Genomic DNA, 12,351 nt, shown 5'->3' on the forward strand with positions numbered 1-12,351 from the left:
CCGACACCAAAGCCTCCTTCTCCAACTACGGCACCTGCGTCGACATCTTCGCCCCCGGCGTCTCCATCACCTCCTCCACCTTCACCAGCGACACCTCCACCGGCGCCATGAGCGGCACCTCCATGGCCACCCCGCACGTCGCCGGCGCCGCGGCGCTCTACCTGGCCACCAACCCCACCGCCACCCCGGCCCAGGTCCGCACCGCCCTGGTCGGCTCCGCCACCACCGGCCTGGTCCGCAACGCCCAGACCGGCTCGCCCAACACCCTGCTCTACACCGGCTCCACCCAGACCGCCCCCGCTCCGGCTCCGGCTCCGTCGGTGTTCGCCAACACCACCAACGCCACCATCCCGGGCACCGGCACGGTCACCAGCCCGATCACCGTCACCGGCCGCACCGGCAACGCCCCCACCGCCCTCAAGGTCACCGTCGACATCAAGCACACCGCCCGCGGCGACCTGCAACTCGACCTCATCGCCCCGGACGGCACCACCTACCGGCTGCGCAACTCCTCCACCGACACCACCGACAACCTCAACGTCACCTACACCCTCAACGCCTCCACTGAACTGGCCAACGGCACCTGGAAACTGCGAATCCAGGACGTCTCCCGCACCACCCAGACCGGCCACCTCGACGCCTGGCAGCTCAACTTCTGACACCCACCCCGAACGCCCCGCCTGGCTACCACCCCGGTAGCCAGGCGGGGCCGCTGCGTGAGTGACGTGTTCGGGACCTGATCACAGCGGTCGCGAGCGGGAGTCCACTGCTGCAACGAGCGCCTGCACGGCCAGCTCGTGCAGGCGTCACCCCCTGGAGGTTCAGGGCTCTTGGATCTCCTGATCGCTGAGCTCGAACGACAACGCGCCCGTCTTCTCGGCCGCCTGCCTGCCGTCCGTCGCGCCAGGAATCGGGATCACACCGGGCGAACGGTGTCCGAACAGGACTTTGCGGACGGTCTCACGAGCTCAGGGCCCGACTGTCGGAGTTGGGTCACCTCCCTTCGGGAACCCGGATCTGCATTCCGTACCGCTAGCCGACGGCCGCGAGTTGTTCGACGTCTGGCGGGGTCTCTGGCGGTGGTGGAAGCTCTCGACTCGACGCCGGTTCACCGATCTCGGCGAAGAACCTGTCAGACCGATGCGGCCGCCGAGGTAGAGCTGGATGAGGCCCTGGGCCGACGACGTGAAGATCAGCGCGCCCTCCTACAGGTCGTCGCGACGCGGCAGACCCTCCCGCATGCCGAGTTCGGCGATCGGGGTGAACGTGGGCGAGCCGCCGTCGCGGAAGTGGTCCGGGAAACGCTGCGCGGACTCGCGCCGGTCGGCGAGCAGGAAGTTGTAGAGGCGCGGCTGGCTCAGCGCAAAACTTGCGTCCGCGACGGCGCGCGGCAGCGCGTCCCGGTTCAGGTAGTGCGAGTAGGTCACCCTGGGCGTGTTGCCCGCGGCCTCGGCGACCTGTCGCATGCTGACCGCCGCAGCGCCCTCGGTGAACAGGGTCGCCCGTGCCGCCGTCGGGCGCGAAAAGCGTCTGCAAGATGGCTTTGGTCACTCGGTGAGCTTCATAAAAAGAGGATCAGTGCATTCCGTAAGGCTGATGAACAGGGTGAATGTGATTTACTACCCGGTGATGACCGCATTGTTGTGGTCACAGGGCGGCCGGTGCACCGCGCGGCTCGCCTCATAAAGCTGCTCTGCTTCCGATCCGGCCTCGACACTGTTGGGTGCAACCGGATTCCGAGTCTTGACGATCTTTTGGCCGGGATCGAGCATTGGGGTCAGTTCCGGTGTATCGGAAGGCTTCGCCCCGACGTCACGGCCATCACGTAGGCGGCAGCCTGCAGTCGGCTTGGATGGCGGTAGAACCGGCAGAAGAACTCGCCGCTTCCCGAGGTCAAAATCGGTTCGAAGAAAACGGAGTTCAGCAATGGTCGAGTCCACCACGCCCGGCATGCCCGCCCGCACGAACCGCCCCGCCGACACGTCTCGAACGCGGGCGACCGTCCAAAACTCCTTTACTCCGGGAGCGGTCGACCTGGCGTCGCTCGTGCCGATCATGTACACCTTCATGTTCCGGAACATCGCCAGTGACGGCTTCATCTTCAGTGATCCACAGGCGCCCGGCGACATTTCCCGGGACTCGAAGCCGGGGTGCGTCATCGCCGCCCCGTCCTTCCCGGCCGACACCCCCGGCATCGACGAGGACTACGTCTTCAACTGGGTGCGAGACGGGGCCATCACGGCCATGGAGGTGGCCAAGGCCGGCATGCCCACCAGTCCTGGTGGGACTGTGCAGACGCTCAACGACTTCGTGACGTTCGCCGACCTCTGCCACTCCAACGCCCAGCCGCCGTTGACCAAGGGGCACGCCTGCTTCACCATCGCCGGCGACGCCCGTCCGTGGACCGAGCAGAACGACGGCCCGGCCCTGCAGTCGATCACCATCCTGGCCGCCTTCGAGCAGCTCGATGCCGGCACGCAGAAGCGCGCGGTCGACCTGGTGAACTCGAACGTGGCCTTTCTCCTCGGTGTCTACCAGGACCCCACCACGAACTTGTGGGAGGAGCACAGCGGGTTCAGCTTCTTCGCCCGGTCCGCCCAGTTGCGCTGCTTCGAGGAGATTCAGGCCTCGACCATCGCCGGCATCGACAAGCCCGCCGGACTGCGGCCCGCCATCAACTGGCTGCGCCAGGCCCTCGTCGGCCACTGGGACGGAAGCAAGTACGTCAGCATGATGGCCGACCCTGGGAACGGGGCCCAGCCATCACCGCAGAATCCGGTCGTCAGCGGTTACGACCCGAACATCGACATCGTTCAGTCGGCCGTTTACGGCGCCGTTCCCGTCACCGACACCAAGCTGCTGGCCACGGCGGCTCAGCTGCGTTCGCAATGGGAGGAAGGCGGCATCGCCTTCTACCCGATCAACAAGGCGGACAAGGAGAATTTCGGTATCGGGCCGCTGTTCGGCCGCTACCCGGGCGACGTCTACGACGGTGACACCGCGCACCCGGTGCTCGGCGGTCATCCTTGGGCCCTCTCCACGTGCAACGTCGCCGAGCTGCACTACAAGCTGGCCGCCGAGATCAAGTCGAGCCGCAAGGTGCCCGTCGACACCCTGTCCGCGCCCTTCTTCGCCCAGTCCGGCATCGACGCGTCGACGGCTCCGGCGGCAGCCGCCGCCGCCCTGGTTGCGACCGGCGACGCCATGGTGCGGGCCGTCGTCTACCACAGTGACCACCTGGAGCTTTCCGAGCAGTTCGACGGGACCAGCGGCTACGAGCGCAGCGTTCACAACCTGACCTGGAGCTACGCCGCGTACTTGTCCGCCATGCGAGCGCGGACAGAGGCCGTCTGACCCCGCGGCCTGGCAGAGGAGTGACTGCGCCATGTACGTGAAGTTTCCCGAAGGGGCAGCGAAGCAGACCGACCCCGCGGCGGCGGCCGGGATTCTCTACGACGCCGTCATCGTCGGCGGCGGGATCGCCGGCGCCATCATCGCCTCGCGGCTGAGCGAGGCCGGCAAGAGAGTGCTGATTCTCGAAGCGGGCTCGGCCGAAGACCTCACGCTGAGGGGCTACGAGAGCTACCTCGACCGCTTCTACGCGGCACCCAGCAAGGACAACCAGTCGCCGTACCCGGTCGTGGCCAACGCCCCGATGCCGCGCGGCACCGACGCTCGGCGCATCGTCCCCGGTGCGCCGGACGCCTCGGCCTACATCGTTCAGAGCGGACCGTTCGCCACCGACACCACCTACACGAGGGTCCTCGGCGGCACCACCATGCACTGGGAGGCCAAGACGCCGCGGATGCTGCCCGAGGACTTCCGGATGCGCACGCTCTACGGCGAAGGGACCGACTGGCCGCTCAGCTACGAGGATCTCTCCCCGTACTACGACGAGGCCGAACGCGAAATCGGCGTCTCCGCCGACGTGGAGGATCAGGCCTACCTCGGGATCACCTTCGACGAGGGCTACGTGTTTCCGATGAAGGGCCTGCCCCTGTCCTATTTGGACCGGATGGTCGCCAAGGACCTCGACGGGATGCCGGTCGAGCTCGGCGGGGAGAAGCGGAAGCTGCGGGTCCGTCCGTGGCCACAGGGGCGGAACGGAATACCGAACCCGGCCTACGACGGCGGGAACGGTTACGTGCCACGGGGAGCGGTGAGCACCTACCAGGTCGAGGTCGGCGGACGGTGCCAGGGCAACAACAACTGCGTGCCCATCTGCCCGGTGCAGGCCAAGTACCACGCCGGCAAGACCCTCGCCGTCGCCCTCCAGACCGGCCGAGTCGACCTCGTGGCCCAGGCGGTGGCCTACAAGGTGCACGTCGACGAGGACACCCGCCGGGTGACCGAGATCGAGTACCGCCGCTACGACCGGCCCGACAGCCCGGACTTCACCACCATGAGAGCCAGGGGCCGGCTGTTCATCCTTGCTGCCAACGCGGTGGAGAACCCCCGGCTGATGCTGGCCTCAGGCCTGCGCGGCTCGAGCGGCCAGATGGGGCGGAACTTCATGGACCACGCCTACCTGCTGGCGTGGGGTCTGCTACCAGAGGTGGCCGGCACCTTCCGGGGCACGAACTGCACCGGCGGCATCACGGACCTGCGCGGGGGCCGCTTCCGTCGCCACCAGGCGGCATTCAGCGTCGACATCCACAACGACGGCTGGGGCTGGGCCCGCGGGGCGCCGATGACGGACCTGATCGACCTGGTGGACGCCGGTGGCCGCTACGGCGAGTCGCTGCGCCAGGGCCTGGTGGACCGGGTGTCCCGCCAGCTGCAGCTGGCGTTCATGGTCGAGGTCCCCGCCAACCCGAGCAACAGGATCACCGTGGACCCCGCCTTCACCGACAACCTCGGGAACATGCGGCCCATCCTCACCTACGACCTCCCCGACTACACGATGCGCGGGGTGGCGTACGCGCGGCAGTTGTCGAAACGGATCTTCGCCCGGCTCGGCGCCGAGGACCACACCGAGTACGACCCGAACTTCTGGGGCTACGCCGTGTACGGCGGCGAGGGCTACGAGATCCGAGGCGGCAACCACCTCGCCGGTACCCACATGATGGGCCGCCATCCGTCGACCTCTGTGGTCGACACGGATCAGCGGTGCTGGGACCACGAGAACCTCTACCTGGTCGGTGGGGGAAGCCTGCCCACTGTGAGCACGTCGAACGTGACGCTCACCGTCGCCGCCCTGTGCTTGCGCAGTGTCCGGGCCATGTTGGCCCAGCTCGACTCCGAGACGGCTCCGATCGCCGTCACCACGAACGGCCAACTTCAGGAGGTGGCCGGGTGACCGCGCCGACCATCGCGAACCGTGACGACCTGATCAGCTACCTGCACACGGCGATGGCGCTCGAGCACGCGACCATCCCGCCCTACCTGACCGCGTACTACTCCATCCGTCCCACGACCAACTCTGACGCCGCCCACATCATCCGGGTGACCGCGGTGGAGGAGATGCTGCACCTGACCCTCGCCGCCAACGTCCTGAACGCCATCGGCGGGAAGCCCGACCTGACCCGCCCCGGCTTCGTGCCGTCCTACCCGGCCTACCTCCCGGACGGGGAGGACGACTTCACCGTCGACCTGCGGCCGTTCTCCCCGGAGGCGGTGGAGGCATTCTGCAAGATCGAGCGGCCGGGCGAGGCTCCCGGTGGCCGCTCGCGGCTGCTGCCCGAATCGGACAGCACCAGGCCGCTCCTGGTTTCCAGTCCGACGGTCGAGGGGATGCGCTTCTACAGCATCGGCGAGTTCTACGAGGAGATCATCGAAGGACTGGAGAAGGTGGCGGCCGTCGATCCAGGGCTGTTCTGCGGGGATCCCGCACGGCAGGTCGGACCCGAGTACTTCTACTCCGGCGGCGGGTCGGTGATTCCCGTGTTCGATCTGGACTCCGCCCTGCGAGCGCTCCGGTTCATCGCGGACCAGGGCGAAGGCCTCGATTCGGGCATCCACGACGCCGACGGCGAACTGGCCCACTACTACCGGTTCCGTCAGCTGCAGTTCGGCCGCTACTACGAGGTGGGCGACCACCCCGACGCGCCTACGGGGCCACCGCTCAGCATCACCTGGGACGACGTGTACCAGGTGAAGGTGAGTGCCCGGTTGACCGACTTCCCGCTGGGATCCGAACTCGCCGCGGCTGCCAGCAGGTTCAACACCGAGTACGGGCGCTTCCTCGCCCTGCTCACCAGGACGTTCAACGGGCGGCCCAGCCTCATGCAGGACGCCGTCGGGTACATGTTCCGCCTGCGCGACGAGTTCACCCGGCTGGTGCGCAACCCGCTGCCGGGCAGCAACGGCCTGAACGCCGCGCCCACCTTCGAGATCCCGGCCGCGGCCTGGTCCGATCCGGACGCTTCTTCGGCTGCCGACGAGCTGTCCGGGGCGGTGACGTGGTGACCGGCCAGTTCGAGGAGTTCGTGTCGCTGTCGGTCGATCTCACTGCCTTCGGGGAGACCGACCTGCTCGGTACCGGCCTGGCCGACCAGTACCTCGCCAAGGTGCGGGCCGCCTGCGGCGACGAAGTCGTCACCGCGCTCCTGAACGCCCACCGGGCGGCGAGGGCCGACGCTGCCGGTGACAACGGCAGCCCTGACCGGACCAGGCTCGACCGGGCGCTGCGCCACCGGATCTTCAGCGACGGCCGCCTCGGACCGGTCGCTCGCAACGTGATCAAGCTCTGGTACGCCGGTACGTGGTACGGCCTGCCACCGGAGTGGACCGACTGCTACGGGGCCAACGCGGCAGCCGAAACCTCCACCGTCACCGCCGCCTCCTACCAGGAAGGGCTGCTGTGGCGCGCCATCGGAGCCAATCCTCCCGGCGCCAAGGCACCCGGCTACGGCACCTGGGCCGAGCCCCCTCGCATCGAGGACCGCTACCTGAGGAGAGCAGCGACATGACAGAACTGGGTGACCGCCTCAGCCCGGACAGGGTGAGGCTCGGCGTCTGCTGCACCCTGTGGTGGAACGACGACTTCCCCTCCATCGACGCCGGCATTCCGTTCGGTCAGGCCGTGAGCGAGATGGCGCTCGCCGGCTTCCAGGGCTGCAGCATCGGGCACAAGTACCCCTCGGACGCCGCCGTGCTCAAGGCCGCTCTCGATCTCCGCGGACTGCAGGTGTCCGAACCCTGGACGAGCACGTACTTCACGATCAGCAAGATGCGGCAGAAGACGATCGCCGCCTTCGAGGAGACGCTGGCCCACGTCAAGGCGCTGGGCGGGACGGAAGTGGTCGTGGCGGAGTTCGGAGCTTCGTCGCACCTGCTCCCCGTCGACGTGTTCGCCAACCGTCCGGTCTTCACCGACGAGCAGTGGGACAGCCTGACGTCGGGCCTGGAGGAACTCGGCAAGATCGCCAACTCGGCCGGGATGAGGCTCAGCTACCACCACCACATGGGTACCGGCGTCATGACCAGAGCCGACGTCGACCGGTTGCTGGCCTCTACCGACCCGGCCCTGGTCCACCTGCTGCTCGACACCGCCCACATCGCCTTCGCCGGCGATGATCCGCTGGAGCTGGCCTGGGCTCACGCCGACCGCATCGGCCACGTCCACCTGAAGAGCATCCGGCCCGAGGTCGTGAGCCAGGTGCGTGAAGAAGGCCTGTCGTTCCAGGAGGCCGTCGAGCTCGGCGTCTTCACCGTGCCCGGCGACGGCGCGATCGACTTCCGGCCGATCCTCGAGGCGCTGGCCGACGCCGACTACCGGGGGTGGCTCGTCGTGGAGGCCGAGCAGGACCCGAACAAGGCCATCCCGCTCGAGTACGCCAAGAAGGCCCGCGCCTACCTCGCCGACCTTCTGGGCTGGTAGCGCACTCCGGAATCGCAGCAAGTGGACTGGCGTTCGGGCACCACTCAGAACAGCGAGGACACCAGGTATGTACGCGACATTCGAACGAGACGTGTTCTTCAGCTTCTTCATGTTCACGGCGGACCTGAGGCCACAGGACCCGCGTTACACCCAGATCCTGATCAATCATCTCAAAGCCCTCGTCGACATGGGCTACGACGGCTTCGATCTGCACATCGCCTCCCAGCCCGTGGCCGTTGACCACCGGCTGGAGGTCGAAAGCTATGTCGGCCTGAAGAAGGCGTTCGACAAGGCGGGGCTGAAGGACGTGAAGTTCACGACCAACGTCGGGACCACGCGGACCTTCGACCCGACATCACCCTACGAGGAACAGCGCAGCCAGGCCCTGGAGTACCTCAAGTCAAGGGTCGACATCACGCGGGTCCTGGGCGGCGACTCGATCATGTCGGGGCCGTTCCTCTACCCCTACGGCGTCTTTCCGGTCACGGACGCCGACGAGCCGATCTGGAGCGACGCCCTCCTCGACTGGATGAAGGCGCACTACCACGCGGCGCGATCGGTCTTCGAGGAACTCGCCGCCTACGCCGAGACGCAGAAGGTCAAGCTCGCCGTCGAACCGGTGAAGAGCTGGGAGACACCCCCGCCCAACATGGTCTCCGAGGTGCTGGACTTCCTGGACGTCCTCGAGCACCGGCACTGCGGCGTCACGATCGACACCGCCCAGGTCGTGATGGAAAGCCAGGGGCCCTCCGTCTTCAGGGACAACGTCGCCAGGGCCGCACGACAGGACCGGCTCTACTACGTCCACCTCTCCGCACCTGACCGGGGTGCGGTGCGGGACAGCTGGATCCCGTGGGGCATCGTCCTCAACGAGCTCGAACCCGTCTACCGCGGGCCGTACCTGATCGAGGTGTTCAACGCGATCCCGCCGTTCGACAGCTCCATGCGAATGGCGCGCCGGCGCTTCTGGCGGCCGGGCGAGGACGACCCGAACCCCAACGCCGACAGCGCCTACGACGTCGCCCTGGCCGCGCTGGACGAACTGCGAGAGCAGGTCGCCCTGGTCGCCCGGAAGTCATCCGACCCGTCGCGCCTGGCCGCCAGCCACGTCTGACCTGCTCGACTGGCGCATCTCTCCACCACCTCAGGAGGGTCCCGAATGCCGGCTCAACTGTCAGATCCCATCACCATGGTCGCCAAGCGGGCGGGCGACGTCCAGATTCACACCTTCGTCTCGTCCTTCACGTCCGACAACATCGCGAACGCCACGCACATCATCGAGACCAGGAACCAGCTGGTCCTCGTCGATGCGCAGTTTCTCGCTCCTTACGCGAGGGCGTTCAGGGACTACGCCGACGGCCTGGGCAAGCCGATCGACCGGCTGTACGTCTCGCACCGGCACCCCGACCACTGGTTCGGCCTGGGCACCGCGTTCAGCGACGTCACGATCTACGCGTTGCCGGAAACCGTGAGCTTCATCCAGGAGCACGGCGAGGACTCGGTGAGCGACCACTGGAAACTCGGTGACCTGGCGCCGGGTGACGTAGTCGTTCCCCAGAAGATCGTCAGCCCCGGTGAAGAGACGATCGACGGGGTCAGGTACGTCTTCGAGCAGGTCGAAGAGGCTGAGATCGACTTTCAGCTCACCATCGGGCTTCCCGACTTGGGGGTCTGTTTCGCCCAGGACCTGATCTACAGCGGCACCCACCTGTACCTGACGAAGCAGATGGGTCACTGGATTCGGGTGCTGCAGGAAATGCTGGTGGCGGACTACGAATTGTTCATGCCGGGCCACGGTCTGCCGGCTGACAAAAATGAAGTCGCTCGTAACATCGAGTACCTCCTGGCCGCTCAGCAGGCGAGCGGCGAGGGGTTGACGAACGACGCCTTCAAGGCCTTCATGCTGCAACGGTATCCCGAACGCAAATGTCCAGGCATTTTCGACATATATCTGCCGCGGCTGTTCGGCGGTGCGAGCGACTACTGACTGCGAAGGTGCTCAACCATGAACGAGCGATTCACAGTAGGGCGGTACCTGGTGGACCGGCTCCATGAACTGGGTCTGGACCACCTGTTCTCCATCGCGGGCGACTATTCGATTGAATGGTTGAACCGGTATGTCACGCCGAGCAGTGTCCAGATCATCGAGGAAGTCAACGAGGTGAACGCGGGTTATGCGGCGGACGGGTACGCAAGACTGAAGGGCATCGGCGCTCTCTGCGTCACCTACTCCGCAGGCGCGTTGTGCGCCGTGAACGCTGTCGCCGGTGCTTACGTCGAGAAGGTTCCGCTCGTGCTGATCAACGGCACGCCGAGTACGAAGAAGACCCTCACCTTCGAGCAGACCGGTTTCAGTGCGCATCACTTCATCAGTGGGCGAGAAACCGATCAGCAGTCGTTCGAGCACATCACCGTCGCAACCGTGCGAATCGACAATCCCGACCTTGCTCCACTGATGATCGATTATGCGCTGACCCAGTGCATCAGCGAACGACGCCCGGTGTACGTCGAGCTGCTCGAGGACGTGGTCGACCTGGAGTGCGAGCCGCCGAGGGGCGTGCTGGAGCCCGCCAGGGTGTTGTCGGACGAGGCCAGTCTGGAACAGTCGGTGGAGCAGATCTGCGCGAGGCTCGACAGCGCGGAGAACCCCCTGATCTGGGTCGGTGTGGAGATCGACCGGCTGGGCCTTCAGGAGAAGGCCATGAGCCTGATCCGGGAGCTGAACGTCCCGTTCGCCACGGAACTCCTGAGCAAGTCCGTCCTTCCTGAAGACGACCCGCAGTTCTTCGGCGTGCTCGACGGCCAGGCGTCGTCGGCCACCGTCGCGGACCTGGTCAAGAGGTCCGATTTCATCCTGGCGCTCGGCGTCTGGCTGACGGACATCAACTCGCTGGGCTGGGAACCGGACTTCGACACGACCGCCTTCGCGTCGATGGACGCGGTCAAGCTCGGAACCTATTTCGGTGGGCAGGTCGCGTTGGAGCACCTGATCGACGGGATACTGGAAAAACAGGTCGCGCCCAAGGCGTGGAACCCGCCGGAGAAGCCGGTCCGCGGCGCGCCGACCACGGATCCCACTGATCCGATCACCTACCAGGGGTTCTACGACTTCATTCAACAACACGTCGACAAGGACACCATCGTCGGTAGCGATTCGAGCCTGAACTACTTCGGCAGCCTGCTGCTCGACGTACCCGGCCAGGGAGCGTTCGTCGCCCAGTCGTCCTACTCGTCGATCGGTTACATCGGAGCCGCTGCGACCGGTCTCTGCCTGGCAAAGGGGCCCACCAAGAGAGTGATGGTGTTCTCGGGTGACGGCGGCTTCCAGATGACCGCTCAATGCCTCTCGACGCAGACTCGTTTCAAGCTCAACCCCATCATCTTCGTGATGAACAACGGGGTCTACGGGGTAGAGCAATGGCTCGCCGATTCAACGGTGTTCCACACCGACAAGCCGTTCTACGAGTCATGCGTCCTGCACCCGTGGAACTACAGCAAGCTGTCCGACGTGTTCGGGTGCAAGGGATGGAAGGTCGGAACGTACGGGGAGCTCGAGCACGCCATGGCGGGTGCTCTGGCGAACTCGACCAGCCCGTCCATCATCCAGGTCCTGGTACCGGGCAAGTCGATTCCCGACAATGCGGAGTGGAAGACGCAGTAGTACGTCGACCGGCGTGCCTGGTGTCCGGACGGGACGCCAGGCACGCCGGACCCGTGAGCAGGTGGAGTTGGTCTGGGTCAGCAGACCGAGTCGCCAGGGCAGGCTGTTGTAGTCGCCCCCGCGCTGGGATCCTTGCCTTGGTGCAGAGCAACTGGGCCAGTCCGCGCGGATCGCGGCGGCCTTGGCGTTCTGCGGCGGGATTTCCCGTGTCAACCCGTGCTGAGCTTGATCGTCGCGGCCGTCAGGACAGAACGGCCCTGAACACGTCGCGTGTGGACGGTGTCCGTGGCGCTCGCCGACAGCCGTGAGCCGCTCGAGGGTCGGGGCGGGGTCTCCATCGGCGGTGGAAGCTCTCGGTCCAAGCTCCCTTCTCAGACCCGCAGCTGCGTCCTCTGTCATCCTCGGCACCGCACAGCTCGCCAGGGCCGTGCGGCACCAGACAGGACTCCGGTGTGGATGATCCGCAGTGGATGAACATCTGTGCTGTGCAACGGTGGTCAGCCTTCCTTCAGAAGGCGAGCTGCCAGGTTGGCGGAGTTGTCGGACTCCTTGGCGGTGACCAGTGGGTAGACGCTGCCGTCCGATGCGAGCAGGTCGAGGGTCAGGTCACCACTTGCGCTGTGCTTGATGTCCACGTTCACCCTCAGGTTCGCCGAGGCGTTGCTCGTGCGGCCGGAAACGGTCACCGGGCTGGTGGCGGCGCCGATGCCGGGGATGGCCGTGTCGGTGGTGGTGAAGAAGATCGACAGGGCCGAGGCTGTGTACAGCAGCCGGGTGTCGCTGGTGAAGGTGGAGGAGGTGATGGAGACGCCGGGGGCGAAGATGTCGACGCAGGTGCCGTAGTTGGAGAAGGAGGCTTTGGTGTCGG

The 12,351-nt window shown here is 66.3% G+C and carries 10 protein-coding genes and 2 pseudogenes; 9 read left to right on the top strand and 3 right to left on the bottom strand.

All coding sequences use genetic code 11. The annotated features are described in order from the left end of the window. Positions 1-659 (top strand): proprotein convertase P-domain-containing protein (locus ABZ345_RS46700; protein WP_359862119.1); only part of this gene is annotated, 659 nt, incomplete at its 5' end. Positions 660-1,205: 546 nt separating this feature from the next. Here ABZ345_RS46700 and ABZ345_RS46705 read toward each other — a convergent pair. Together ABZ345_RS46705 and ABZ345_RS46710 are read right to left on the bottom strand one after the other, a co-directional pair. Beyond that, a pseudogene (locus ABZ345_RS46705) lies at positions 1,206-1,499 on the bottom strand (hypothetical protein); the annotation flags it as partial. A 120-nt stretch (positions 1,500-1,619) separates the two neighbouring features. Then, positions 1,620-1,940 (bottom strand): hypothetical protein, encoded by a 321-nt coding sequence (locus tag ABZ345_RS46710; RefSeq protein ID WP_359862121.1) that lies wholly within the window; start codon positions 1,938-1,940, stop codon positions 1,620-1,622. On the opposite strand from ABZ345_RS46710, the gene ABZ345_RS46715 reads away from it, so the two are divergent. The 8 genes from ABZ345_RS46715 to ABZ345_RS46750 all read left to right on the top strand — a co-directional run bounded on the left by ABZ345_RS46715 (position 1,927) and on the right by ABZ345_RS46750 (position 11,483). Next, the gene (locus ABZ345_RS46715) at positions 1,927-3,354 is read left to right on the top strand and encodes a glycoside hydrolase family 15 protein (protein WP_359862123.1); all 1,428 of its coding nucleotides are present in this window, start codon (positions 1,927-1,929) and stop codon (positions 3,352-3,354) included. The genes ABZ345_RS46710 and ABZ345_RS46715 overlap by 14 nt on opposite strands. Positions 3,355-3,385: 31 nt before the next feature. Further along, positions 3,386-5,299 (top strand): GMC family oxidoreductase, encoded by a 1,914-nt coding sequence (locus tag ABZ345_RS46720; protein WP_359862125.1) that lies wholly within the window; start codon positions 3,386-3,388, stop codon positions 5,297-5,299. Beyond that, positions 5,296-6,408, top strand: a complete 1,113-nt coding sequence (locus ABZ345_RS46725; protein ID WP_359862127.1) for a ferritin-like protein — start codon at positions 5,296-5,298, stop codon at positions 6,406-6,408. Before ABZ345_RS46720 ends, ABZ345_RS46725 begins: the two co-directional genes overlap by 4 nt. Continuing rightward, positions 6,405-6,911, top strand: coding sequence for a hypothetical protein (locus ABZ345_RS46730; protein ID WP_359862129.1), 507 nt, complete (start codon positions 6,405-6,407; stop codon positions 6,909-6,911). The genes ABZ345_RS46725 and ABZ345_RS46730 overlap by 4 nt, the downstream gene beginning before the upstream one ends. Next, positions 6,908-7,822 (top strand): myo-inosose-2 dehydratase, encoded by a 915-nt coding sequence (gene iolE, locus ABZ345_RS46735; RefSeq protein ID WP_359862131.1) that lies wholly within the window; start codon positions 6,908-6,910, stop codon positions 7,820-7,822. Before ABZ345_RS46730 ends, iolE begins: the two co-directional genes overlap by 4 nt. Before the next feature lie 67 nt (positions 7,823-7,889). Next, positions 7,890-8,936, top strand: a complete 1,047-nt coding sequence (locus ABZ345_RS46740) for a sugar phosphate isomerase/epimerase family protein (protein ID WP_359862133.1) — start codon at positions 7,890-7,892, stop codon at positions 8,934-8,936. 45 nt (positions 8,937-8,981) lie between these two features. Continuing rightward, positions 8,982-9,809 carry an MBL fold metallo-hydrolase gene (locus ABZ345_RS46745; protein ID WP_359862135.1) on the top strand — a complete coding sequence of 276 codons (828 nt, stop codon included), beginning with the start codon at positions 8,982-8,984 and terminating at the stop codon, positions 9,807-9,809. Between the two features lie 18 nt (positions 9,810-9,827). Further along, a complete protein-coding gene (locus ABZ345_RS46750; protein ID WP_359862137.1) occupies positions 9,828-11,483 on the top strand; it encodes a thiamine pyrophosphate-dependent enzyme in 1,656 nt (551 codons plus the stop codon). Positions 11,484-11,980: 497 nt separating this feature from the next. Here the strand turns inward: ABZ345_RS46750 and ABZ345_RS46755 are convergent. Beyond that, positions 11,981-12,351, bottom strand: a pseudogene (locus ABZ345_RS46755) (hypothetical protein); the annotation flags it as partial.

Origin of the sequence: Lentzea sp. NPDC005914, assembly GCF_040629405.1 — a bacterium.
In the GTDB taxonomy this organism is placed as follows: domain Bacteria; phylum Actinomycetota; class Actinomycetes; order Mycobacteriales; family Pseudonocardiaceae; genus Lentzea.